We start from the raw sequence: 25,971 nt of genomic DNA on the forward strand, positions 1-25,971 counted from the left end.
GGTCTTGATAATTATTCTTCCAACCTCGTATGCAACAACACAAAGATGCGTAAACAATCGTTTACGCATCTTTGTCGCAGTCCAGGTTTTCAGTTGTTATGCGCTCCATAGAGAGTGCGACGCGGGCCGTGAGAATGCGGTTGATCAACGTTGGATATTTCAATCCAATCGCACTCCATACGGAGTGCGACTGGACGAGCTCATTAACGGCCGCCCTCTCTCGCGATTTCAATCCACGCACTCCATACGGAGTGCGACTGGCCGAAATGATTCACTTGACGCCATACGCTAGGATTTCAATCCACGCACTCCATACAGAGTGCGACTTTTATATATAGAAAGGGCCCCTGCAGTCTCAGCAATTTCAATCCACGCACTCCATACAGAGTGCGACCGAATCTTGCTTTTGCCGCGCTCAATCCGAATAGTATTTCAATCCACGCACTCCATACAGAGTGCGACTACGGCTGTTACCCATTGGCAGCAATCCAATGACTATTTCAATCCACGCACTCCATACAGAGTGCGACAACCACCAAGCACCGCGAAAAAGATTTCGTGGAGATTTCAATCCACGCACTCCATACAGAGTGCGACAGTAAAAAATAACGTAAAAGATGTGTCAACTGGAATGATCATTACGTAACTTCATCCTTTCTATTATACATCACCCAACTAATGGAGCAAATCTATTGCCAAAAGGTCACAAAAGTGGGCCTTTCGACAAAATCTGAGGTGCGAATCTCCCGGGAAAATCATGTGAGCATGAGGTTCGCACCTGTTATAGACCAATGTCGCTACAGATTTCTTATCTATATACTACATCGATCTGACCACAACCAAACGTCGAGTTTCTTCCAATATGTAAAATGCGTGCGGCATTCAGCCAAGGCGTAAACGGAGATAGTTCTCCCTCAAACGTCAGAGCGCCGAGCATCCCGCTCCAGTCCACGGATTCCTTTTTACGATTCGAGTAGCGATGCATCTGGTTTAAATAAAGCGCTGAGGACATCGCATGAACATTCTCTGCAAACTCACAAGCTGTCGCGGCTACATCTGTGTCCATGTGTCCTCCGTAACGTTTGGTCATCGTCTCCACTCTCCTCGTGATACTCCGGATAATGGTCGGAAAATCGATCTCCTGCACCAATTCTCCTCCGCGCCGAATACGAACAGGGGTCACCATATGAACAGAACACCAGGAAGCATGATCCTGAGTCGCATACGCAGAAATGTTTTCTGGAGCAGCAGCGTTCAAATCCATGCTTTCTTTGGGCCACAAAGGTATGTACTTATCACCATGCAAGATATCCATCAATTCGAAAACCTTTCGTTCCGCTCCAATCCCGAACCTATGAACTTGAGCCAACGAATTAATGACATCTTTAGTGTATCGAATTGCATCTCCAAATAACACCAGCCTAAAACACAACAGATCACCCTCTTGATACATGGGCTTAGGCCTTGGTGGCTCGATCATGTATGGATTTACAATGTCCTGTTTTGCTCCGCCCCGTCGACGGTTTTGGAATAAATATTCATATGATTCGGGATGTTGGGGTAGTGCCCAGCCAGTAACACCATGCAGCGTTGAACCAAGAAATGCAGGCAAACGTGCTTCTTCCTTGCATTTGAGCCGAATAAGTAACGGCAGATATTCCAGTGAAAAAATAGGGAATTTACTATTCTTCATATGTGCTCCAATTCAAAATATTGTTGAATTCTATACAAAGCGTGACTCAAATTTGGGATCATCAGGCTCCCGTTTCACGTTATTTCAATACAATCACTCACTCCATACGGAGTGTGACAATAAACTACGAGGTGCTGTTAAAACTACATTACAATTTCAATCCACACACAACATATGAAGTGCGTCTCTTTGGTGTACTTAACCCGTATGTCATCCGGTATGATTTCAATCCACGTACTCCATACAGAGTGCGACCATAACTACGATGTTAATGCCACATTGTTATCTCTATTTCAATCCACGCACTCCATACGGAGTGCGACAAGCGCAAGCCTAAAGGACGTATGTCCACGTTACGATTTCAATCCACGCACTCCATACGGAGTGCGACGCAGCCCTCGTCCAGCCACGCGTAATGATGTTGGAATTTCAATCCACGCACTCCATACGGAGTGCGACGCGATTATGCTGGTACACCGATCACATGGTCCATTATTTCAATCCACGCACTCCATACGGAGTGCGACAGCAAAAAATGACGTAACAAATGTGTCAATCGGGACAACCGTTACGTACTTCATCTTTTTCATTATACATTACCCAACAAATGGATCAAATTCATTACCAAAAAGGTCACAACCATGAAATTTTCGACAAATTCCGAGGTGCGAATCTCCCGGGAAAATCATGTGAGCTTGAGGTTCGCACCTTGTATCAAGAGATTAGATGCCTTGCTTCAAACGTACTTTATCAATTTGAACGAGTCCATGTGGCAAATCTTTCGATTGATCCACATAAACCGCACTATCGACCTTATTGAATGCTGTATTTGGAAAAACGCCAGATAATGCCAATCCTTTATATCCTCCGAGCAATAATGTATGTGCTCCCGTGTTACTCAGCATAGCTTGCATGATCGAATCAATGTTATTTTTTAATCGTTCAATCCGGCCCCCATCTTCTATTAAAGATGCGTCATTAGCCGCACGAAGTCTATCCTTTAGTTGTATTAGCTTATCTTGTGTTTTTCTCTGACTGACTTGAAGGTACTCGTGTATATTTTCATTGCAGAACAACGTCCCGGTATATTCGGTACCAGCCGCAAGCATTTCAACGGCCACATTTGGAAAGAAATGCTCCAATCTAACGGAGTGGTTCGTTTCCTCCGAAAGATATTGTAGTTTATACAATCCCCTCAGTTGTAGATGCGTACTTTGTACGATAATGTCATCAACCATCATATTCACTGGAGCCTTCGGCTGTGGTCCATTGGACAGAACCGCTCCTTTTATTGATGAACCAGGGATATAATACTGGGTATTCTTCGGATCATAGCTGGAATATGCTCCGTACTGATAGAAAGGATAAATAATGTTAACCCGGTTTGGACTTGCATTCTCGCCATCTGTCACCAAATGATTTAGGTTCTGTTCAATATCAGCTCTTTTAAAATCGCCAGCCACGAGATAATGCCCCTGATGATTGCGTGGAGACATGACGAGTGTGGAAATGGTTTTTAAACGATATTCGTAACGTTGAAGTAACGGCATATCAGCGCGCGCTCCTTTCGCCGAGTGCATACAACAAGGCATTCCCAAATACAATATCTCTTGGATGAAAAGGTGATTGAATCGAATGCCCGGCACTCTCTATCCCATTAGGAGCATATATAATACTCCCGGCTTCAATAAAGCTAATAAATTGCTTATGATTCCCCTCATCCCATCCCCCCGGAGGATTAAAGGGTCTCCGCTCTGAGGTAAACAATTTCAGGCTAGACTTTCCAAAATCAATGTTTCCAGGCAGCAACATACCTAAGTTCAGATAATATCCTTCCTGATCCGATGTGAATACAGAATCCTGATGGATACCATGGACTTGAAAAGTGTTCATTCCTTGAGAACCCCGTGGCCCAAGCACGAATGTTCTTCCCTCATCTTTCGCCGATTCCAAGACCTTAAGCAGTCGCATTCCATCTGTCTCTTGTTCGATAGCAATATAGAACATAAATTCATGAATGGTATGTACCTTCGTTGAATGAACCTCATTCACAATAACTTCTGGCACGGAATAAAGATTCGGATCTAATCCCGGGAGATCGTACCGTTTGCTATCAATTGAAGCATGAATCTGTTGCGTATTCACGACATTCACATAAGGGAACACGTCTTTGGCGGTAACAGGCTCTTTTAGCCAAAGATCAAGTTGATCAATCTTCACATAGGAGCGCTTTTTCAGTTCTTTATAAATCATCTTTCTTTTCGGATTTATTTCCTCATTATCTTCGCCTAGCCTTCCTACTAGCGCTGAATACGGAACAGGAACATATCCCCGAGGAAGCAGATTCGACACCGCCAATGACGCCTTTCCGCTTTTCTGTTTGGCAACGAACTCCGTAACCTGTTCAGAAGGAAAGTTCTGAGCCATTCGATGAATCATCGCACCAAATATTTTTTGGGAATCCGGTATCTGGGTCATTCTTCCCTTTAGGTCCATATCGACGCGATAATAGTTCCACTTCGCCATGTCAGGCATCCTCCCCAACGAACTCAACCGTTACTCGCCCGTATCCCCTGCTGCCCGAGTTTCCTAAGCGGTACAATCCTGAATTAAACTGGCTTATCGCTGCTCTAACAAAACGTTGAACTATTGGCTCCATGATTGCATCATCCATGTTCAATTGATCGATATTATACAGCAATATGTCCCCGATAAAAGAAATTCCTGGGCGAACGACTTTGTAGGTTCTGGGATTCGCGTGGACTTTAGGAACTCCACCCTCTTGGCTTTGTTCAATGCTGTTTTTGGAATCGATCGAGAACCAATCCTGAATTTCCTTTTGTTCCTCCACAAGCTGCAGATCATTGAAAATCAATTTTGGCGTATCATTGAAACCTTCGATTCCAAATAAATACTGTGCGGAGGACTCCTTGATCACTTTAGCATACCGGTCATTCATCCTCTGAATACGTTCACCTTTAATGTTATATTGCTTTAGCTCCTCCTGACTGTTCTCCCATATAGTTTTCAAATAGCCTTCATAAGCCCGGGTAACTACCCTCCCATGATCCTGTTGTTCACCTGGGTATTTAACTGACTCTTTGATGATGTGACGTAAAGTACCTTTGAATGAAGAAGCCGGAATGTAGGGCAGTCCCTTTTCATTCGTCACCGTAAACAGATCCACGCCGCCAATCTCGAATGTGGATGGAGAACCGCCTATGAATAAATTTGAACGTGTTGTAACTTTGATCGTTACTTTGTTGGGATTCATCTGCCTCTTCCTCCTGTTTTTCTTCGATCTGTTGTTCGTCTTTTTGCCTGATATGCCGGGTGAACTTTCAATCCGATCAACTGCTCTCGTAGTTGATAAAAGATCAGGAGTGAATCGATATAATCGCTATTCCAACTTCCTGATCTTCGTGCCATCCGTATGAATGCTAACTTGTCAAAATACAATCCCGGTGGAGCTTTATGTTCTGCTTTGCATTGTTCTTCACGGTCTTTGATCATTTCCAGGGTTTGTGGGTTCACAGCTTCGATCATTTCCGCCATTCGTTCCACACCTGTAACACTTTTCAGGCGATGAAGCAGGGAAGAAGATAGGTTCAACGTGCGGTACACTTCAACCTTGTTGTTTTTCCTGCTTCCGCCTTTCTGTCCCCATTTTGAGCCCATATTTTGAGAGGGCTTATCGTATTCGGATTTACTCACAAAGATGTCCCGAAGACCGCTACTCTTGACATCCAAGTTGTTGTCAACCAAGTAGCGCAATGTTTTATTGAACAATGTACTGCGGATGCGTTTTATGTCATTCTGACCTAAATTATTCTCTGATGCTTCGTCGTTCATTTGAAATCTTGGGTCAGAAAACAATAACAATAACCGGACGTAATTCTCTAAACGCATTTGTTGATTTTCATCGAAACACAGCCTGCCTTCTCTTCCCGTTGCATTGGAAACGATAACCTGCTTCAGTACCGACTCCAAAACCAAGAGTTCTGCTTCTCTCAGCTTTTGATTGTTGCTATTCAGATGTTGTGGAATCATATGATAAAGAACAGCGTTGCTGTACTTCACTGCATTGCTTTTAATCTCGCGATTCGTTATTTTGTCCAGCAATCCATAGAAAAAATGGTGTGCGGCATAACCTTCATTCATTGCATATTGAAGACGTTTCACTTGTGACACGAAATGATGCCACTGTTGTTTGTTCTCATTCTTTGTTTTGAACTCTTTTTCGTATGCCTCAAACGCTTTCCTCTCTTGAGGGGAGTTCGGCGTTACCTCCGGCAACCGATAACGGTACATTTGGAATTGATTGATACTGATTTTCATGCAGGACAAATCGTAGATATGTTCGGTAAAACATAACCCTTCAGCTTTCGCAAGATCCAGTTGCTCCTGTACCCTTTCGTAATAATACCGGATCGGTTCGCGGTTAAACGTAAAATCAATTCCTATGCTCATGGATAAGGGTTTGAGCTTCGTTCCCTCCATAGAGTTTATTTGCTCCAGCCGTGTATTAATCTGATTCAAAATGCTCTGACATAAGTTAACCCCGTCAATTAGCTTGGAGCCAGGAACAGCAAAAAAGATGTCATCCCCTGCAATATACAGTGGATACAATTTGAACGTGTTATCTTTTTTCTGGTACCGTATCACCTGATCGTGTAACTTTTCCATCGATATGTACTCCGAAAGCAGTTCGCTAACCTGTTTATACGTCTCATAACTATTCAGACTGTTAAATATATCACCCATCCCATCTAAATCGGCCTTAATGACCGCTACTCTGAAATGGTTATCATTCACCGCTTCCGATTCCGAATAAAGATCGTTGATGGTGTTTGAGAAATCAGGGAATTTTTCTGAAAATGATTGTTGCATCAGGACATCGCGTTCTTGATCATCTTGGGGAACAGCATGAAACGTGAACAACACCTCACGATTTCGCTCAATGATCGAATTGAGACAGTTCGTCTGTCGAAGACGATTCTTACATTCTTTTATTGCTAACAGATCCGAGTCCGATTTAAGCTCCGTTTTTTTGAAGAATACATACTTTAAGAGAAGCTTTCCGCTCAATTTCATATAATACGATCTAAATAACGCGTCCAGATTGTTAATGATCTGTTCTTCCGAAAGAGAAGTCGTGAAGACGCACATACCTGAACACTTTAACAACTCTTTATCAATATGTCCGTTGAAAGGACCGCTGCCTTCCTCAACTCCAATATCTTGATAGAATTGGTCCGAAATCAGTCTGGACGATTCGATAATCGTTTTCAACGTACCACTGTTGCTTTGCTTTTCCTGCTCAGATGCATGAAGTACGTAATATAGGAAAGACTGCACCTTATCAATGGACACGGCTACCACATATTGGCCCATAGCAATTCCGCCCTTTCTATCATTTCTTGGAGTTAAATAAATCGACATACGCACGATGCGGAAACAAAATCGGATTATTAATCAACATCAAAAGCTGGTTCAACTGAAAATTGAAAGTGAGTAGTGAAATGGATCGACCACTTTGGTCAAGTACGGCGTAGTCTTTAAGGGAGTGTTTGTTGAGTGCTTCCTTTACGTTTTCACTTCCTGGCGTACTCTCAGCAAATTCAATGTTGTGAAAGTTCAGGCTCTTGAACCAATCTAGCAGCGTCTCGTCTTCCCGAGCCTGCTTATACTCAATCTCAATGCATTCGTTACTGCCATCGTCATCTCGGGAAGCCAGCAAGGTAAAATCAAAATAGTCTTTGATCGTTGAATTACAATTTTCCTGTAACGCACAAAGGATACGGATAGGCCGTGTCGATTGTTGTGTCGGAACAGCTCCTGTAGCTATACCTGTCGCCAGTCGAGCTGTAGATTGGGTTGAAGTCTTCAGAGATTGAATGCTCTTTGCCCAGTTTTTAATAGATTTCTCCTTAATATTTTGACTCTTGCACTCGATCACTGCAGCAATCGCCTCTATTGGCACAAACTTAATTCGTCCATAACGAAAGATGTATGGTGTATACGTCTCGTCCAGAATGGCAAAATCCACTTCTTTGGAGACCCCTCCATGGGAATCAATGATGAAGACGGACTGCTCAATAACAAACTTCCTCGGGATAATCATCTCAAACAATTGCGACCAGATCAGTTCTCTCTCCGAGCCAACCGTCGTACCATGCAAATCATGTTTCATATAAAGTTGATTTACGATGGACTTCTCTACTTGACGGTAATTCTCTGTAATGTTTCCAATCATTTTTTGCTTTTTTTCTTCAAAAGATAGCTCCTTCGCCATGTTTAATACTCCTCTCAAGGGAACTCAAAGTGGAACAGCCTCATAATTATATTAGCATGTTTCCTAAAAATTCCACACCAAAAAAAGATGCTCTCTTCAAACAGATTGCATCTTTCGTAAGTTCTTAAAAGAAGTTTGATATGTTCCAATTATCTATTAGTATCTCGGAAACTACATACCTCCATAAGGAGTGCTACGAGAAGTGGTTGCCTGTGGAAACCAAACTAGATACGAAATGCGATAATTAAGTGAAGTCTGGTTCGCGTCTTTTCCTGTAATTTCAATCCACACACTCCATACGGAGTGCGACGTAGACGGGTTCAACGGCATGCAGCCAACGCTGGAATTTCAATCCACGCACTCCATACGGAGTGCGACTTCATGCTATCCAGCAATTTGGATCAATACATTTGAGATTTCAATCCACGCACTCCATACGGAGTGCGACGAGGTGTGTTATGCCGACAATCGCAACCCATTTGAATTTCAATCCACGCACTCCATACAGAGTGCGACAATCCCAAATTCCAACCAAAATAGATGATACTTCGATTTCAATCCACGCACTCCATACAGAGTGCGACAATAAGCTTCGATTTACCCTGAATGTTGGCGTTCAGATTTCAATCCACGCACTCCATACAGAGTGCGACAGGGTTGGCTGGCAAGATCCAAGTAATGATGAGGGATTTCAATCCACGCACTCCATACAGAGTGCGACTTTTTACGGGCGGGAAACAGCGTCGCTCCCAGATACGATTTCAATCCACGCACTCCATACAGAGTGCGACCGGGAACAGCTCCCCAGCACCCTGTCAGCAGCCGGATTTCAATCCACGCACTCCATACAGAGTGCGACTTCCTTACGGATCGCCTTATAACGATCAGTCTTAGCATTTCAATCCACGCACTCCATACAGAGTGCGACGCGGTTTACCGCAAAGGGACGAATAACCAGCTTGATTTCAATCCACGCACTCCATACAGAGTGCGACAGCAAAAAATGACGTAACAAATGTGTCAATCGGAACAATCGTTACGTAAATTCATCTATTTTTATTATACATTACCCAACTAATGGAGCAAATCTATTGCCAAAAGGTCACGAAAACGATACTTTCGACAAATTCCGAGGTGCGAATCCCCCAGGAAATTCATGTGAGCATGGGGTTCGCACCTAAATTTCCAAACCTTTGCGCCGCTTTTCCCCTTATAACCGTATATAATACAATTATGCATAAGAAAAACGACGCGCTTTGAGTACCTAACGTGTCTAAGGAGAATGACAATATGAGCTTCCTAAAAGATTTGGGGCAATTCGCGGGAAAAGTCACAGGCAGAGTGCTCGGCGGATCCGTCCGGGTTGTTGGTGAAGTCACAGGCAGCCAATATATCAAAGAAGTCGGTAACGGCGTCGAAAAAGCAACCGTACATACCGGACGCACGGTGGGCGATCTTGCCAGCGGTGTATATGATGTCGCTAAAGGGGTAATTACAAACGACGGAGCCACGGTGGATCATGGCTTGAACGATATTGGTGGGGCTGTGTCTGATACCGCCAAAGGCGTCGTTGCTTCTGCCAAATACGTCTACAACAACGGCAAAGATGTCGTTACGGGCATCAAGGATGAGGATATAGATCGCGTGAAACACGGTGCCAAAGGACTGGTTACTGCCGCGGCGGTGAGTGTCATTGCAGTCGGCATACTTGATGTGGCGGATGGTGCAGATGGAATAGGTGAAATTGCAGCCGAAAGCGACCCAGGTCATGCAGCGCCTATGGAACATGCAACGACCACAGCAAATGTCGAGCAGACCGATGCCGCTACGATCGAAAATCCGAATACTCACCACGTTGAACCTCATTATGTCGAAGGTTATGAGCGCGCAGACGGCACGCACGTCGAGGGGTACTACAGGGATGGCGACGGGGATACCAGCGTGAACCGTCCAAATGGGGGATACGAACAGCATAACCCGGACTACAAAGCCTAAACCCTGGCGGATGCTTTTGACTTGAGATGTCCGCTGTTGGCGTGGAATCATCATTCGATTGTACTGGAGGGAAATCATCATGCCGACCTTTACGGAGTACGAACAATTTGTCATTGGGGAAATGGCCAAAAGCCAAGTTTCGGTCAATCCGGTCCAAGCTGCGCTTGAAGTCGCCGGAAAACCCGTGTCTAAGCTTATGGAGGCAGCTCATTCATCCAATAGCAAGATGATCAAAAAAGCCATCACTCGCATCGACTCCACAATTGAGTCTTCTTTGCGGGGAACGATCAAAATGGCCAAGGCGTTGACCAGCGAAGATGCCATTCGCAAAGAATACATGAAAAAACACAATATCCGCATTGCCGGTCTAGAGGAGATCCGACGCTTGCCATTAAAAGAGATGGATATCGTGGCAGATACGTTTGATGTCAGCAACGGTTTTTTGGTTACGGCGGAGGGTGCAGCATTGGGAATGGCAACAACTCTTTCAGGCGGACTCTTGCTTCCAGTGACCGTCGCAGCTGACGTGACCGCCTCCATGACGCTGATGTCCCGGCATGTAAGCCAAATCGCTGCTTCGTATGGATACTCCACGGCGGATCCGATGAATATTCCGCATGTCTTGGCGGCGATGGCGCCAACATCGTCGGCTTCGGATGAAGGGTTTCTGGCAGCCAAATCGTTGGCCTTTTCCGAAGTGAGGGCAGCGACCAAGTTTGCCGAAGGACTGGCTGGGGAATTAACCGCCGAAGTCATCGAAAAATCCTGTCCCCAACTCATCCGGCTTGTGCAAAAGGTGGCTGAGCGATTAGGCGTCGTCATCACGCAAAAGGAACTGGGCATGATTGTGCCCATTGCAGGTGCCGTTCTCAATGCAGGACTTAACCTGGCTTTTCAGCAAATGAACCACACCAATGCCAAAAATTATTTCCGCAAGCTTTATCTGGACAATAAATACGGACAGGATCATGTCCACCATTTCATTCAGTTGGAAGTGAAAAGACTACAGGAAGTTCCCGTATAAATGCTGAGGGATAACTTTACGGTTAATTATCTTTAGCCGGAAACTCAAATCGGTTCTCACTCAAAAAAGCTCGGCATATGCCGAGCTTTTTTCGTTGTAATCTAAGGACCTTCCCTTTATACACTACGACCCTCGCATTCTATGCGGAGTCTACCATGCTGCTAAAGTATCTTATGGACAACATCAAAGAATTTCAATCCACGCACTCTATACAGAGTGCGACTTCCATCGAAAAGACGGATGACATGATTCAATACGAATTTCAATCTATGCACTCCGACTAACTTACACTGCTTGCAATCGGCGAAGTCCCAAATTTCAATCCACGCACTTCATACTAAGTGCGACTAAAACATCTAGAAAGCATGGGGTGCACCACCCATGTATTTCAATCAACGCACTCCACACGGAGTGCGACGCAATAGTTGAGAAAGCCTGCATACTCACCGAAATTTCAATCCACGGACTCCATACGGAGTGCGACCTAAAATTTTTGTACCGTACGGTGGGATGGTAATTAATATTTCAATCCACACACTCCATACGAAGTGCAACGACGCGCTGTATGCTCAGAGGCGCACCAAGCCGGGATTTCAATCCACGCACTCCATACGGAGTGCGACAATCGGTGAAGGCGTCGCACAAGTCCTTGATTGGATTTCAATCCACGCACTCCATACGGAGTGCGACGTTGGACCGCCGATCGTTACCGCGCCCAGCGTGACATTTCAATTCACGCACTCCATACGGAGTGCGACCAGCCGCAGATGCAACAAGGCATCGGGCATTGGAGATTTCAATCCACGCACTCCTCACGGAGTGCGACTTTTTTTCGCGGGAGTTGTCGCGGGGTTGCTAAGATTTCAATCCACGCACTCCATACAGAGTGCGACAGCGAAAAATAACGTATAAACTGCGTCCACTTCAAAAAACAAACTTTCCTACGTCATTTCCAGCAACTTCTCTTAACCAAAGCATTCCTCTCCATTGCCAAAAGGTCACAAATAAGGCGTTTTCGACATTTTTCGAGGTGCGAATCTCCAGGAAATTCATGTGAGCTTGGCATTCGCACCAATGATAACACAACCGCATGAATCCCGCCATCCACAGCACCCCATCCACTGCCCTACATATCCCCCGTTCCCCCTATAACATCCGATGATTTGACAAACCTCAGAAACAGGAATACATTAATAACGAATTAACCATTCACTTTTAAGGAGACGTTCCGATTGCAGTCCAAAAAAGACGAAGTCAAAAAAGAAATCGAATATGCCGCGTTAAAGGTATTTTTCGAAAAAGGGTTTGTCGACGCCAAGATGAGCGATATCGCGGACGAGATCAACATTTCCGTTGGCAACATCTACACCTATTTCAAAAACAAAAAGGATCTGTTCTACTCCGTCGTGCCGCCCACCTTGGTGGAATACCTGAAAAACGTGCTGGTCGAGACGATTCATTTCGATAATCAGCATTTTTTCGACGGCGCCGACAGCGAGGAGCGGTCTGCCCTGTTTCAGGCTCAAGTGGACGTGTTGACGAAGTACAGCAAACAGATCGTGATCATTTTCGAAAAAAACAAAGGCACCACGTACACCAACGCGAAAAACGAACTGGTCGACCTGATGATCGAAACCAAAAAGGCCTATCTCAAGGATCGGTATAAACGCTACGAAATCGGCCACGAAGAAAACATGGTCATGCTCAACATCATCGCCCACAATGTCATCGACATGAATCTGGATCTGCTGAAAAGAGAGCTGAGCGACGACAGCCGCAGACGTATTTTCGAAGCGTTGAGCATTTACAGACTGCACGGTATGAAAAGCTTGAACGAGTAAAAAAAGCCGGACATGCCTTGCCCTTTTTTTTGCCCCAAAAATGAATTATTCATTCATTATACATCGCATTCAAGGAGGATTTTATGATGACAAAGGCCTATGCATTCACCAACGGCAATGTAATCCACGGCGACCAGCATCAAGGTTTGGCCAAAAATATGACCATTCTGGTCGATGAACACGGACGCATTCAACAGATCGGCAAAGAACACGACATGGACATCCCCGCCCATTATGAAACGATCGACCTTGCGGGCAAATATGTCATGCCAGGGTTGATCAATGCCCATGTTCACCTGTTCGCCGACGGCAAGCCGTTCACGCTGTCCGCCAGCGAAGGCATGCTGCAATTTGCGTACAACCACATTTTGAACACCAAATTCGGAAAAAGCGTGCTGATAAAACGCATGAAACGCAATGCGCTGACGGCTCTGCACGCCGGGGTGACCACGATGCGCAGCGTCGGCGAATTTTTCTACACCGATGTGGCGCTCCGCGATGAAATCAATGCCAACACGTTCGTTGGCCCGAACTTGCTTGTATCCGGGTTTTTCCTGAGCGTCACGGGCGGACACGGCGCACCCTACCTCGCTCTGGTGGGAGACTCCCCATGGGAGGCGCGCAAAAACGTGCGCATCAATGTGAAACACGGCGTGGATCTGATCAAAATTTGCGTGACCGGCGGGGTGACCGATGCCAAAATGGTCGGCGAAGCGGGCCGTTTGCAAATGACGGTGGACGAAGTAACCGCGATCTGCGACGAAGCGCACAAAATCGGGCTGCGGGTCGCTGCCCATGTGGAGAGCACGGAAGGCGTCAGAGTGGCGTTAAAAGGTGGCGTCGACACGATCGAGCACGGCGCGGAAATGGATGACGAAATCATCGACCTGTATAAAAACAATCCCAATGCCCTGAATGGTTACACGGCCCTGATCCCGACCCTGCAAGCCGCTTATCCGTCGGCCTCCTTGGACACCAGTGTCACAAAGGTGAGCGCAACCGTGAAGGAAAACTCCAGGCTGGTTTACACATCCATGTTGAAAAGCGTGCATCAAGCCATTGAACACGGCATTACGATGGGTGTCGGCACCGATGCCGCGATGCCGTTCGTTACGCATTACGACATGTGGAGAGAACTCGACCATTACATGAGACAGGCCGGTCTGAGCACGGCACAGGTCATCGAGATGGCTACCCGAACCAATGCAAACATTTTGGGCGTGGATGAATTTACCGGTACGCTTGAAGTCGGCAAAAACGCGGATCTGATCGTCCTCGAGCATAACCCGCTGGAGCGTATCGAAGCCTTGTCGAACGTCAACATGGTCATGGTCAACGGCAATCTTATCCCAACCCCATCCGTCACCCGAATCCCGGAAGTCGACCAACTTCTAAATTCGGTGTGGTAATCCTCAGGAGTGAACACGATGCTTGGAATATGGATCAATTGTTTTTCGATGATATGCGGCAGCACGATCGGAGCCATCTCCAAAAGGTTCATCCATGAGAGCTACAAATCCATCCTGAACCAGGTGATCGGCGTCAGCGCCCTGATCATCGGCATCAGCACAACGATGAACAGCCTTTCCACCAGCGAATTTCAAATCATGTTTATCATTTTCCTCACGCTTGGCGGGATCATCGGTCAGCTTATAAATATCGAAAAAAGGTTGGACACACTGATGGCCCGGTTCTCGGCGGGCCGTTTGAATGAAGGATGACGGCGCTCATTCTGGCTTCCACTTTCGGAATCGGCATAATGATTACATCGCTAATATTGTTTATTATCGAAACAGCCGTATTTTTCTCCGCAGATTTCATTTCCGGATACATGACGACCAGCGTCATCAACGAAATCACGATCATTGGCGGCATTCTTGCGCTCTGCACCGGCTTGAACATTCTGAACATTACAAAAATCAACGTGTTGAACCTGCTGCCTGCCTTGTTCATCCCCATATTTTTGCTGTAACGAACTTGACGCATCTTATCGACCGGAATAAAGCTCACGTTGAATCGTAACGAACCTGAGACACGTTATTATGGTGAAATGACGCCCGAACGGCCCAAATTACGCTGCATAAGACTTCTCAGGTTCGTTAGGTGCTGCAAACCACGAAAACGGCCCACATAAGGTGTGTGAGATTCGTTAGCGCTCGCGGAAGACTGCAGCGTAAATTACGGTCAGCATACATCGTGCCGTCAACGCAAAAAAGAGCGAATCTTCCGGTCCCCTCGTGGTCCGGCATGATTTCGCTCTTTATGATGTGCAGCCTGGCTTAGGCGTCCAGCTCTACCCGCTGCAAAAAAGTACGCGTACGCTCCAGCTGCGGATTGCCGAAAATTTGCTCCGGCGTACCGGATTCGGCGATCTCGCCGTTGTCCATGAAGAAAATGCGATCCGCGACGTCGCGGGCAAAGCTCATCTCATGGGTGACGATCATCATCGTCATGTTTTCCTGCGCCAGCTGTTTGATGACCCGCAGCACTTCGCCCGTCAGCTCGGGATCGAGCGCGGAGGTCGGCTCGTCGAAGAGCAGGATGTCCGGCTGCATCATGAGGGCGCGGGCGATAGCCACGCGCTGCTTCTGTCCCCCGGACAGATTGCCCGGATAGGTATCGGCCTTGTCCGCCAGCCCTACCTTGTCCAGCAGTTCCATGCTGCGCTTACGAATAGCGGCATTGCTTTCTTTTTTCAGCGTCTTCGGCGCCAGCTCCAGATTCGCGCGCACGGTCAGGTGCGGGAACAGGTTAAAATGCTGGAACACCATGCCCATCCGGTCGGTCATTTTGCGAATGTCCGCACCGGAAGCGTAACGTCCGTCCTCAACCAGCACCTGATTTTGCAGGCGGATCGTGCCGCCCGTAATTTCCTCCAGATGGATCAGGCTGCGCAGCATGGTGCTTTTGCCGGAGCCCGACGGTCCGATGACGGCAATGACTTCGCCCGGCTCCACGCTAAAGGAAACCTGCTTCAGGACGTCCAGCGTGCCGAACGATTTTTTCAATTGGTTGACTTCTATGATATGTGACATGTTTAGACAGTCCTTTAACGGATTGATTTTGAGTGCGGCCTCTGCGCCGCAGCTTATTTAAACGAGTAACGTTTCTCCAACAGCTTGAACAGAACGGTCAGCACAAGGGTCATCACCAAATAAATGACTGCGGCCAAGAAAAACGGAATGAGCTGCATGTCGCGGTTAACCGCCGCTTGCGCGTAATACAGCAGCTCCGGCACGGCCACGGCGTACAAAAGCGCCGTATCCTTCACCAGCGTGATCGATTCGTTGGCGGTTGCCGGCAGCACCACGCGGATCATCTGCGGAACGATGACTTTGGTCATCGTTTGCCAACGGCTAAGCCCCAGCACCTGCGCCGCTTCCTGCTGTCCTTTGTCGATGGAAAGCAGGCCGCCCCGGAAAATCTCCGCGAAGTATGCGGCGTAGTTCAGCACAAATGCGATCGCTGCGGAAACGAAGCGGTCGAAGACCAGATGCTCCCCGATCACCGGCAGCAGCGGCAGGCCAAAGCAGAAGAACAGCACCTGCAGCAGCAGCGGCGTGCCGCGCATGACGTAAACGTACGCGTGCGCCAGCCAGGCCAGCGGTTTGAAGCGGCTGCGCATGACCAGCGTTATGCCGAAGCCGAGCGGCACGGACAATACGATCGCGACCAGGAACATGATGATCGTTGTCTGCGCCCCGTCCAGCATCGGTTTCAATACGGTAGATATATAATCCCAGCTCATGATTCAATCTCCTCTAATCTGTTGACCCCGCACTCCACCGAAGGCATTGCCTCCATCGGAAATACGGGGTCACTTGGTAGTGAACGGCGGCATGAAGGATTCAGGCCATGCCGTTCAATCGATATTGTCAGGTCCTTTGCGATTCTAAGTGGATCGGATCAAACCTGTTATTTCAGCACCTTGTTTTCGCCAAACCACTTGTTCGAAATTTCGGCAGCCGTTCCGTCCGCGTTCATCTCGTCAAGGGCTTTTTGCAGCTCGTTCAACAGTGCTTCATTGCCTTTCTTCACGCCAACGCCATATTGCTCGGGAGCGAGCGATTCGTCCAGCAGTTTGAACGTTCCTTCTTCTTTGGACATGTAGTATCTTGCTACAACCTCGTCGATGATGACGGCATCCAGTCGTTTCGTTTTGAGGTCGGTCAGGGCAAGTACGTTATCCTTGAATTCGGAAGCTTTTACTTTGTCTTTCAGCGGGCTTGCCGCGAGTGCATCTGCCGCAGAGGACAATGCTTGCAGACCGACGTTTTTGCCGTCCAGCTCGTCCAGCTTCGTAATCGGCGAATCGGCCAGCGTCACGACCACCTGGCTATTCTCCAGATACGGCTTCGTGAACAGGACTTTCTCCTTGCGCTCGTCCGTGATCGTGTATCCGTTCCAGATCAGGTCGATGCGGCCGCTGTTCAGCTCGGATTCCTTGGAAGACCAGTCGATCGGCTGGAACGTGAACTCTTTACCCATTTTCTCCCCGGCCGCGCGGGCATAATCAATATCGAAACCTACGATTTCGTTTTGCTCGTCACGGAAACCCATCGGAGCGAATTTGTCGTCGATGCCTACGACGATGGTATTGTCGTCTTTGCTTGCCGAGCCCGAACAGCCCGCGAGTACAACGATGAACATGCTGATCAGTAACAGTACGATTCCCTTTTTCTTCATCATTTCTTACCCCTCCATGTCTATAGCCAGCAAAACGCTTTAGCTCGTTACCACGTTATCAGAGTTTTTATAATAACATAGCATGGAAAAAGAGTCGAGAGATTCGCAAGGTTAATCCTATCCTGCATATCCAGATGTTGAACATTCTTTGACTAATCCCGGTTCCACTCAAGCAAATGTTCCGCAATTTTAACGAAAGCCAATATGCCGTTCTGCAGCGCTTCTTCGTCAATCATAAATTTGGGATGATGATGGGGATACACGATGCCTTTATCCACATTGCCTGCGCCGATATTGAAAAACGTCCCGGGAACGACGCGCTGATACGCCGAGAAATCCTCGCCGCCCATGGATGGGGGTTGATGAACGACGGCGTCCCGGCCAAACGTTTCCACCAGCACCGCTTCAATCGTACGGGTCAGTTCCTCGTCATTCACGACCGGATCGTAGCCGTACACGTAATCCAGCTCAATGCTTGCTCCATGGGCAGAAGCGACTCCGCCGGCAATACGCTCGATTTGTCTTTCGGCTTCTTCCCGCACTTCCGTGCTGAAGCTCCGTACCGTTCCTTTGATGATCGCCTGATCCGGAATGACATTGCGGGAGGCGCCTGCGGTAAATTGGGCAATGGATACCACGAGGCGCTCCAGCGGATCGGCATTCCGGGATACGATGTGCTGCAGGTTGGTCACGATTTGGGCGCCAATGGCGATGACGTCCACCGCCCTATGTGGAGATCCCGCATGTCCGCCGTACCCTTTGACAAGAATCGTGAAGTTGTCCGGCGAAGCCATCATTTCGCCATAGGCAATGCCTATTTTGCCGACGGGCAGTAGGGAAGCCAAATGCTCGCCCACGACCCAATCCACCCCGTCCATGACGCCTGCCGCAACCAGCTCTCTTGCACCGCCCGGCGGCATTTCCTCCGCATGCTGGAAAATAAAACGAATCTCGCCGCGAAGCTGCTCCTTTCGCGCGCTAAGCAGCTTGGCCACGGCCAGCAGCGTGGCCGTATGCCCGTCATGCCCGCAGGCATGCATGACGCCCGGGTTGCGGGAAGCGTCCTCGATCGGCGCTTCCTCTTCAATCGGCAATGCGTCGATGTCTGCACGCAGGGCCAGCGTTTTGCCGGGACGGGCGCCGATCAGCTTGGCAACGACGCTTGTCGGCGTAGGGCGGCTGATCTCCAGTCCGCCGAACGATTCCAATATGCCGGCGATGTACCGGGACGTTTCATGCTCCTGAAACGAAAGCTCGGGATGCTGGTGCAAATGCCTGCGCCAGGCAATAGCTTGCTCGATCAGTTCGGTGGTCAATGGTTCAGGTATAGTTGACATCATTATCATCCTCCTAGATTAAATCGCTATTATATGTAAACACATTAACTTACTTGGTTATTCCATCATAATCCAAATTGCCCGCTTTGTATAATCGATTTTCACATGCAAAAAAAGCCCAGCCGCCAGACTCCTCGTCTAACGGCTGCGCCTTGCATCATGAAGCTTTTCGATGTTGTTGCTTCATCTTATCGCTTCACTTCATAGATTCACTTTATAGTTCACCTTATTGCTGTATCTTATTGCTGTACCTTTTCGCGATCTTTGCCCTTGTCGGACTCGCCCGCGTTTTTGTTGGCGGCATCGCGGTCCTGCTGCATCTCTTCCACCGTTTTCACTTTGAGCCGCGCTGCGCCTTCGTATGCTTTCGTCGGAATAAGGTTGCCCGCCGCAAGCCGCTCTTCCGCCGCTGCAATGGCTTCGCCGTATTGCGGCAGCCATTTCGCCTGCGCGACCAGCATCTCGTCGACCATTTGCCAAATCTCTTTCGGATTGCATACCGCGCCGACGAGCGGGTCCATCATGAATGCCTGGCGCAGCAACTGGTCATCGCCATGCACTGCCGCCTCCACCGCCAGACGTTGTACCGAAATGCTGACGTTGCATACGGCTGCCGGGCCGAGCGGCAGATCGCCGACATGCGGCATCGAGATGCCGTTGCGGTCCACATAGCCCGGTGCTTCGATAATTGCGTCATTCGGCAGGTTGGAGATCACGCCATTGTTGACGGTGTTGAAATGCCCGCGGTATACGCGTCCCGTTTCCAGCGATTCGATAATGTACGAACCGTGCTCTTCGCCTCTTTTTTCCGGAACGAAACGCATAGGCTCATCTTTCATCCAGTTCGGGAAGTCGGTTTCAAACCAGTTGCGTCCTTCCGTGCATACCCGCAAATATCCTCCGGTCTCCCCGTTGATCCAGCTGCCCAGGTCGATCCAGTCCTGGATCTCGTCCGGACGTTTGCGGTACCAAGGCACGTATTCGCTCAGATGGCCGTTCGATTCCGTGCTGTAATACCCGAAGCGGCGCAGCATGTCGATGCGCACCTTTTCGGTCCGGCTGTACTCCGGATGCTTCTCGAACGCTTCGAGCAAGCCTGCCGTCAGGTCCTGGCCCTTGTGCGACGCCTTGATATACCAGGTCTGATGGTTGATGCCTGCGCAGACGATATCCACTTCCTTTTTATCCAGCCCGTACACTTCCGCGATCTGATGATGCCCATGCTGCACCCCGTGGCACAAACCGATCGTGCGCACGCCGCCGTATGTGTTGCAGGCCCAGGTCAGCATCGCCATCGGGTTCGAGTAGTTGAGCAGCAGCACGTCCGGCGCGCTCTGCTCGCGAATGTCCTTGCAGATGTCCAGCATCTCGGCGATGCCCCGCTGCCCGTACATAATGCCGCCCGCGCACAGCGTGTCCCCGACGCACTGGTCCACCCCGTATTTCAGCGGAATGTCCACGTCGGTCGCAAACGCTTCAAGCCCGCCTACCCGTATCGTGCACAGCACGTACTTGGCATCCTTGAGCGCTTCTCTGCGGTCCGTCGTCGGTTGAATCTGGATGTCCAGTCCGTTCTCGCGAATATCCCGCTGGCACAGCTCGGTCACCATGTCCAGGTTATGCTGGTTGATGTCGCAGAACGCCACCTCGATGTTTTTGAACTCCGGCACGGTCAGCAGATCCCGCAACAATCCGCGCGTGAATCCGATGCTGCCTGCCCCGATAAAGGCCACTTTAAACGACATGCCCATGTCCTCCCATTGTCCGAAGACACTGCTTCGGTTATTGTTTCACCACATGAGTCCATTGTAGCAATGCCTTTCGGGGAAGCGTTATCAAAATCATGACCTGTTTGCGGAAAGGGTGTCAAAAATCCTCACTTTTCATCCCCACTCCGCATGGCTGCCATCCGGATAATGGCTAACATGGCGCTCCATGGATGCCCGGAATTCCAGCGGCGTCAGCCCCGTATGTTTTTTGAACAGCATATGAAAGTATTGGCGGCTGCCCACGCCCACGTAATCGGAGATTTCCGATACGGGAATGTCGGTCTGCTGCAGCAGCATTTTGGCCTTTTCCATGCGCAGCATCGTCAGGTAATCGGCAGGGGTTCGTCCCGCATGCTTGCGGAAGATGCGGTGCAAATACCCCGGATGCAGGTTGACGGCTGCGGCGATCTCTTTCATTTGAATGCTGCGGTCCATGTTCTGATGCATGAACTCGATCGTGCGCTTCACGTACAGCTCGGTCTGGTCATGCGCGCTTCGGCGCTGCTCCCCGCGCAGGCGGGCCACCCGAACCAGCAGCTGGACGAACAGCGTGCGCACTAACGTGCCCTGTTCGGGAAACTGCAGGTTGCGGGCTTCGCGATGCTGCGAGCGTTCTTCGGGCGCAAGCACGCGCAGCGGATTCGGCACTGCAAGCGCGGCGGCGCCTGTTCGATCCTGCCGTTCCTGCGCAGCCAAGCCGCGCTGGTCCAGCTCCAGCACCAGGCTTTTCATGATGTGGTATACCTCTTCCGGATCAGGCAGCACCAGATAAGGAGACGCTCCGTCGAGCAGAGCTGCGACCTCCTGCTCTTCCCGCGCGAGCTGGCGAATCGAAGGCTGGCCCGGCGCTGCGGGCGCAAAGCCGAATTCCACGTTAAGCATCCGGCAGGGCACGCCGTCCTGCACCAGCAGTCGGTGCGGAACGCCCGCATCCAGCAGGATGAACTGTCCTTTTTTCAACACCGCCTGTTCCGTGCTGCCGTCCGGCATCTTGACGTCCACTCTGCACATGCCTGAGATGATGTACATGATTTCGGTCGAATCGTGAACATGGTGGGACATTTCGTAATCGTCCCATTGCTTGTAGTAGTAGGCGTAAAAACGCGGACCGCAGTCTCCCGCGCGCAGCTCCGGCTGGTACAAACTCCCGTTCAACTTTCCCTGTTCCATATCCTAACCTCCCCGTCCGTTCTGCCATATCGTCATGGCTCCATTGTAGCAGGTTTGGACCCATCGCGGCTGTCCGTATAACGCAAAACTCCGGCTGTCCGCCAACATGCATCACTGCACATTGGGGAAGCCGGAGCGGAGCGTTTATCCTATTTTGGCTGATGAGCTCTCTAACTGGGTCACGCTTCATGAAACGATGCATAGTACAATATCAAGCCTTGGCGTTTTCCTCCTGCGACATCGACCGGATGTAGAATGCCCCCATGACCGAGCAGAGCAGGAACGAGAAGAAGGCCATGGCCGCAGCCTGCTCCCGTTCCTGGAATACGCTAAACACCTGCTGCATCGACACGCCGAGCATTTGCGGAGAATTCGCGCCCATCAGGAACGGTGCGGTGAACGATCCGATCACGCCCATGAACACAAACGTCACGGCCACCAGAAACGTCTTGTAGGTCAGCGGCAGAATGAAACGAACGAACAGCTTCAACTTGCCTGCCCCCACGTCCTTTGCGCTCTCGATAACCGAGGACGGAATGCTCGCGAGCGCGGAGCTGAGCAGCATCGTCGTAAACGGTATGTTGAACCACAGATTGGCGATGATGATGCCCTTTTCGTCGAAAATGATCCGCGGCAGCTCAATGCCCGTGCCGTCCAACAGCCGTGCCAGCCAGCCATGGTTGCCGAGCAGGTTGATCAGCCCGTAGCTGGCAATGACGCCCGGAATGAACAAAGGAATCATGTACGTTTTGCGAATCATCTCCACGATCCGGCCATTGTTGAACCGCATGTAGATGGCAAGCGCATAACTGACCAGCAGCACGAGCACGCAGGAGATCAGCGTGATGCGGAGCGTAAAGATGATGTTGGCCCGCATGCCTTTATCGGTAAATAACATCTGATACCGGCTGAGATCGTAGCCGCCTTCGCCATTGCTGAGACTCATGATCAGCGACTGGATGATCGGAATGATGACCACGAACAGCAGGACGGCAAAAGAAGGAAGGACCATGGCGAGCCCTGCGATCGCCTGTTTCGTTTTTTTGCTCATTGCGCCGCAACTTCATTCTGCCAGCGTTTGTTCATCTCGGTGCTCAGATCGCCGATGTTGAACGTGCGGAACCCGTCGGATACGCCGTTGAATTTGTCCTGCATGTCCTGGGACATATTCGAGAGCTCGATGCCAGGGAAACCGTTCATTTTGTCCACGATAACCTCTTGTGCTTCAGGAGACAGCACGAAATCGATAAACTGGTTGATCGCTTCCTTCTTGTCCGATTCGCCGTTCACCATCAGGTATGTCGGTCCGCCGTTGAAGCCAGGCGTGATCTGCTGCATTTTGACCGTATCCGGCAGGAGTCCTTCGTTGATCTGCTGCAGCACCATGTCGGACCATGCCGGGATGATCGACACCTCGCCGTTCATGAGCAGGTCCAGCGTGCCCTGGTTCTTCTTCGGATAGATGCCGTCGCCGTACACGTATTGACCCAATTCTTTCAGCGTGTTAAAACCGGATTCCCACTTTTCCATCACGGCCGGATCGCTGTTGTGGATGTCTTCTTCGGGCAGGTCCTTATACACGACCGTCTGTACGAAAGAGCTGCCAGAACCGCCGGTGGACGGATCATTGTAAGCGAACTGGCCCGGGTTGGCTTTGATCCACTGCAAGAGCTCGTCCATCGTTTTGGGCGGGTTCGCCACTTTCGTGCTGTCATAGGCGAGTACCACGGCGGAAGAGCGATATGGAACGGCATAGTTTTCGACGTCCTTCATCGTTTGCGCGCTGACTTTGCTGATGTTCGGAATGTCGCCCTCGCTCAGCTGGGACCATACGCCATCCTTGATGCCTTGGGAAACAACGGCGATGCCGTCTTCGTACAGATCGATGTCGCCCGAGCCTTTGCCCGCTTGTTTGGCCGCCATGATGCGATCATAGGTTGGCTGGGCACCCGTTCCCGACGGAATGTAGACCAGGTTGACATCGACTTCCTTATTTTTTTCCTCAAACATCGGAACCAGCGTATCCCACAGGTCCTTTACGTTTTGCGATCCGGTGAAATAGAAATTGAACGAAGTCGTCGTTTCGGCGGCCGTGGCCGTGGATGAACCGCCTTCGGACGACGCATTGGTGTTCGAAGCGCCGTTTCCGTTTCCGCATCCGGCCAGCATGACAGCAGACAGCATCACTGAAGAGAACATGGTCAACCAGGTTTTTTTTGTGCGCATTTTTTTCAGCCTCCGTTATTGGGTTACGAGTTCCGGATATCCGGTCAATCGGGTGATCGATACTTGGACGTCTTTGCCGATTCGCAACTGCTGCGTCGCTTCCTTCGTTTGAAAAGTCCTCAGACTGCCAAGGCCGGCCAGATCGACCGTTACCTCGGCGTAGTGCCCCAGAATCATGATGTGTTTGATCTTGCCGGCCAACATTCCCTGTCCCTGCAATCCGTCGTGGATGCCCACGTCTTCCGGTCGAACCGCTACCGTTACCTTTCCGCGCAAATGTTTGTCATTCGGAAAAACGGCTTCCCCGAAACGGATGTTCTGCTCATCCGCCACCCCCTCCAAAAAGTTCATTTTGCCGATAAAGCTGGCGACATACAGCGATGCAGGTTCATCGTAAATTTCCTGCGGCTTCGCGATCTGCTCGATATTCCCTTTGTTCATGACGATGATGCGGTCGGACAAGGACAAGGCCTCTTCCTGGTCATGGGTAACGAACACCATCGTAAGTCCGGTCTGCATTTGGATTTCGCGCAGCTCCTCCCGCATCTCGTGCCGCAGCTTGGCATCCAGCGCCGAGAATGGCTCGTCCAGGAGCAAAACCGCCGGCTTGAGCAGCAGTGATCGGGCCAGCGCGACCCGCTGCTGCTGACCGCCTGACAATTGCGACGGATATTTCTTTTCGTAGCCGGGCAGGCGAACGAGCTGGAGCGCATCCGATACGGCAGCGCGAATGTCGGCTTTGGGCATTTTGCGAATTTTCAGCCCAAACGCCAGGTTATCGTACACCGTCATGTGGGACCACAGATTGTAGCTCTGAAATACCATCGATGTGGGCCGCTTCTCCGGCGGAAGCTTGATGACGCTCTGTCCTTCGATGAGAATGTCGCCCGAGTCCGGCTCCAGAAAGCCGCCGATGCTGCGCAGCACGGTCGTTTTGCCGCAGCCCGAGGGACCGAGCAGCGTGACCAGTTCCCCTTTTGCCACTTCCAGATTGATTCCGCTGACGCCGTCACCGGTTTTGTAGCGTTTGGTCAATTCCTGTACCTTCAACTGCATGATGCTGTTGCCCCTTTCTGTCATGAAGCTCTCCGCCCCGTCACTTCACCTGGAATCCGCTGGCCAGCACGTCCGCGCTAACCAGCCGCTGCGCGGCAATCAGAAGAATGATCGTTGGCAGCGTCAAAATGATGGAGAACACCGCTCCCGCGCTGCTCGGGAAATCGGAAATGATCGAATACATCACGATCGGCATCGTTTTGAAATCGGGAATGCCGACCAGGAACGTGCCCTGGGCTTCATCCAACGAATGCAGGAACGTGAACACCGATGCGACGAGAATTCCCGGCATGGCCATCGGCAGCGTGATGCTGCGGAACACCCTGAACGGCGTCGCTCCCACGTCCCTCGCCGATTCTTCCTGGGCGGCATGTACGTTGCGGAATGCAGCCGTCGGAATCCAGGTCATGAACATCAGCACGTTGATCATGTGGATCAGCACAACGCCCAGCAGCGTATTCATCAACCCCACCTTGTAGAAGAGCACCGCGATCGATACGTACAGTCCCATTTTCGGAAACGCATTGGTCAGCAGAAACGAAAACAGGAACATACGCTTCAGCGGAAACTGTATCCGGGCAAACGCATAGGCTGCCGGAATGCACAGCACGATGGATAACGCCGTAACCAGCGTCGCGATCAGGAACGACAAGGAAATGGACGAGACGATATCGTCCTTGGCAAGCACGAAGTTCCACCATTTAAAGCCCCATACCTGCGGAAGAACGTCCGGATAGTTCCATTTCTCGCTGAATGCCAGCACCAGCAAATTCAGCAGCGGCCCGGCAAAAAACACGGCAAAGATCGTCAGGAGCACAAATTCCACAATCCGCCTGAGGCCGACCGCTTTCCAATACCACAGCATGATTTCCCCTCCAT

At 49.9% G+C, this 25,971-nt stretch carries 22 protein-coding genes and 3 CRISPR repeat arrays; of the genes, 6 read left to right on the plus strand and 16 right to left on the minus strand.

Translation table 11 applies throughout. From position 1 onward, the window contains the following. Positions 1 to 156: 156 nt before the first annotated feature. Positions 157 to 597: a CRISPR direct-repeat array (repeat unit 33 nt; unit sequence ATTTCAATCCACGCACTCCATACAGAGTGCGAC). Positions 598 to 808: 211 nt separating this feature from the next. The 6 genes from cas6 to L6H98_RS24015 all read right to left on the minus strand — a co-directional run bounded on the left by cas6 (position 809) and on the right by L6H98_RS24015 (position 7,988). Continuing rightward, the gene (cas6, locus tag L6H98_RS23990; RefSeq protein ID WP_236420206.1) at positions 809 to 1,693 is read right to left on the minus strand and encodes a CRISPR system precrRNA processing endoribonuclease RAMP protein Cas6; all 885 of its coding nucleotides are present in this window, start codon (positions 1,691 to 1,693) and stop codon (positions 809 to 811) included. A gap of 153 nt (positions 1,694 to 1,846) precedes the next feature. After that, positions 1,847 to 2,220: direct repeats of the CRISPR family, unit length 33 nt; unit sequence ATTTCAATCCACGCACTCCATACGGAGTGCGAC. Between the two features lie 195 nt (positions 2,221 to 2,415). Continuing rightward, positions 2,416 to 3,243, minus strand: coding sequence for a hypothetical protein (locus L6H98_RS23995; protein ID WP_236420207.1), 828 nt, complete (start codon positions 3,241 to 3,243; stop codon positions 2,416 to 2,418). Between the two features lies 1 nt (position 3,244). After that, positions 3,245 to 4,219, minus strand: a complete 975-nt coding sequence (locus L6H98_RS24000; RefSeq protein ID WP_236420208.1) for a hypothetical protein — start codon at positions 4,217 to 4,219, stop codon at positions 3,245 to 3,247. Position 4,220: 1 nt separating this feature from the next. Then, positions 4,221 to 4,967, minus strand: coding sequence for an RAMP superfamily CRISPR-associated protein (locus L6H98_RS24005; protein WP_236420209.1), 747 nt, complete (start codon positions 4,965 to 4,967; stop codon positions 4,221 to 4,223). After that, positions 4,964 to 7,087 carry a hypothetical protein gene (locus L6H98_RS24010; protein WP_236420210.1) on the minus strand — a complete coding sequence of 708 codons (2,124 nt, stop codon included), beginning with the start codon at positions 7,085 to 7,087 and terminating at the stop codon, positions 4,964 to 4,966. Before L6H98_RS24010 ends, L6H98_RS24005 begins: the two co-directional genes overlap by 4 nt. A gap of 19 nt (positions 7,088 to 7,106) precedes the next feature. Then, entirely contained in the window at positions 7,107 to 7,988 is an 882-nt protein-coding gene (locus tag L6H98_RS24015; protein ID WP_236420211.1) for a DUF6602 domain-containing protein, read from the minus strand. A 277-nt stretch (positions 7,989 to 8,265) separates the two neighbouring features. Further along, positions 8,266 to 8,983: direct repeats of the CRISPR family, unit length 23 nt; unit sequence ATTTCAATCCACGCACTCCATAC. Between the two features lie 295 nt (positions 8,984 to 9,278). Here L6H98_RS24015 and L6H98_RS24020 point away from each other — a divergent pair. The 6 genes from L6H98_RS24020 to L6H98_RS24045 all read left to right on the plus strand — a co-directional run bounded on the left by L6H98_RS24020 (position 9,279) and on the right by L6H98_RS24045 (position 14,820). Further along, the gene (locus tag L6H98_RS24020) at positions 9,279 to 9,983 is read left to right on the plus strand and encodes a hypothetical protein (protein WP_236420212.1); all 705 of its coding nucleotides are present in this window, start codon (positions 9,279 to 9,281) and stop codon (positions 9,981 to 9,983) included. A 79-nt stretch (positions 9,984 to 10,062) separates the two neighbouring features. Next, a complete protein-coding gene (locus L6H98_RS24025; RefSeq protein WP_236420213.1) occupies positions 10,063 to 11,007 on the plus strand; it encodes an EcsC family protein in 945 nt (314 codons plus the stop codon). A gap of 1,232 nt (positions 11,008 to 12,239) precedes the next feature. Continuing rightward, complete coding sequence (locus L6H98_RS24030) at positions 12,240 to 12,848, plus strand: TetR/AcrR family transcriptional regulator (RefSeq protein WP_236420214.1); 609 nt, start codon at positions 12,240 to 12,242, stop codon at positions 12,846 to 12,848. A gap of 83 nt (positions 12,849 to 12,931) precedes the next feature. Then, positions 12,932 to 14,257, plus strand: a complete 1,326-nt coding sequence (locus tag L6H98_RS24035) for an amidohydrolase family protein (RefSeq protein ID WP_236420215.1) — start codon at positions 12,932 to 12,934, stop codon at positions 14,255 to 14,257. Positions 14,258 to 14,275: 18 nt separating this feature from the next. After that, positions 14,276 to 14,569 carry a DUF554 family protein gene (locus tag L6H98_RS24040; RefSeq protein WP_236420216.1) on the plus strand — a complete coding sequence of 98 codons (294 nt, stop codon included), beginning with the start codon at positions 14,276 to 14,278 and terminating at the stop codon, positions 14,567 to 14,569. A gap of 38 nt (positions 14,570 to 14,607) precedes the next feature. Continuing rightward, on the plus strand, positions 14,608 to 14,820 hold the full coding sequence (locus L6H98_RS24045) for a DUF554 family protein (RefSeq protein WP_236420217.1): 213 nt from the start codon (positions 14,608 to 14,610) through the stop codon (positions 14,818 to 14,820). A gap of 307 nt (positions 14,821 to 15,127) precedes the next feature. On the opposite strand, the gene L6H98_RS24050 is transcribed toward L6H98_RS24045, so the two are convergent. From L6H98_RS24050 to L6H98_RS24095, 10 genes are all read right to left on the minus strand, one after another. Beyond that, the gene (locus L6H98_RS24050) at positions 15,128 to 15,883 is read right to left on the minus strand and encodes an amino acid ABC transporter ATP-binding protein (RefSeq protein WP_290371486.1); all 756 of its coding nucleotides are present in this window, start codon (positions 15,881 to 15,883) and stop codon (positions 15,128 to 15,130) included. 53 nt (positions 15,884 to 15,936) lie between these two features. Next, on the minus strand, positions 15,937 to 16,596 hold the full coding sequence (locus L6H98_RS24055; protein WP_236420218.1) for an amino acid ABC transporter permease: 660 nt from the start codon (positions 16,594 to 16,596) through the stop codon (positions 15,937 to 15,939). Positions 16,597 to 16,763: 167 nt separating this feature from the next. Further along, the gene (locus tag L6H98_RS24060) at positions 16,764 to 17,534 is read right to left on the minus strand and encodes an amino acid ABC transporter substrate-binding protein (RefSeq protein ID WP_236420263.1); all 771 of its coding nucleotides are present in this window, start codon (positions 17,532 to 17,534) and stop codon (positions 16,764 to 16,766) included. A 152-nt stretch (positions 17,535 to 17,686) separates the two neighbouring features. Continuing rightward, positions 17,687 to 18,874: an amidohydrolase gene (locus L6H98_RS24065; RefSeq protein WP_290371487.1), complete on the minus strand. Its 1,188-nt coding sequence runs from the start codon at positions 18,872 to 18,874 to the stop codon at positions 17,687 to 17,689. A 236-nt stretch (positions 18,875 to 19,110) separates the two neighbouring features. Further along, positions 19,111 to 20,616: an alpha-glucosidase/alpha-galactosidase gene (locus L6H98_RS24070; RefSeq protein ID WP_236420219.1), complete on the minus strand. Its 1,506-nt coding sequence runs from the start codon at positions 20,614 to 20,616 to the stop codon at positions 19,111 to 19,113. 138 nt (positions 20,617 to 20,754) lie between these two features. Beyond that, positions 20,755 to 21,795, minus strand: a complete 1,041-nt coding sequence (locus tag L6H98_RS24075) for a helix-turn-helix domain-containing protein (RefSeq protein ID WP_236420265.1) — start codon at positions 21,793 to 21,795, stop codon at positions 20,755 to 20,757. A gap of 226 nt (positions 21,796 to 22,021) precedes the next feature. Beyond that, positions 22,022 to 22,861 (minus strand): ABC transporter permease subunit, encoded by an 840-nt coding sequence (locus L6H98_RS24080; RefSeq protein WP_236420220.1) that lies wholly within the window; start codon positions 22,859 to 22,861, stop codon positions 22,022 to 22,024. Beyond that, positions 22,858 to 24,036, minus strand: a complete 1,179-nt coding sequence (locus L6H98_RS24085; RefSeq protein ID WP_236420221.1) for an extracellular solute-binding protein — start codon at positions 24,034 to 24,036, stop codon at positions 22,858 to 22,860. Before L6H98_RS24085 ends, L6H98_RS24080 begins: the two co-directional genes overlap by 4 nt. A 15-nt stretch (positions 24,037 to 24,051) precedes the next feature. Beyond that, the gene (locus L6H98_RS24090; RefSeq protein WP_236420222.1) at positions 24,052 to 25,092 is read right to left on the minus strand and encodes an ABC transporter ATP-binding protein; all 1,041 of its coding nucleotides are present in this window, start codon (positions 25,090 to 25,092) and stop codon (positions 24,052 to 24,054) included. Between the two features lie 40 nt (positions 25,093 to 25,132). Further along, positions 25,133 to 25,957, minus strand: a complete 825-nt coding sequence (locus L6H98_RS24095) for an ABC transporter permease subunit (RefSeq protein ID WP_236420223.1) — start codon at positions 25,955 to 25,957, stop codon at positions 25,133 to 25,135. Positions 25,958 to 25,971: the final 14 nt, after the last annotated feature.

Source organism: Paenibacillus sp. JJ-223, from assembly GCF_927798175.1.
Lineage (GTDB): Bacteria > Bacillota > Bacilli > Paenibacillales > Paenibacillaceae > Paenibacillus > Paenibacillus hubeiensis.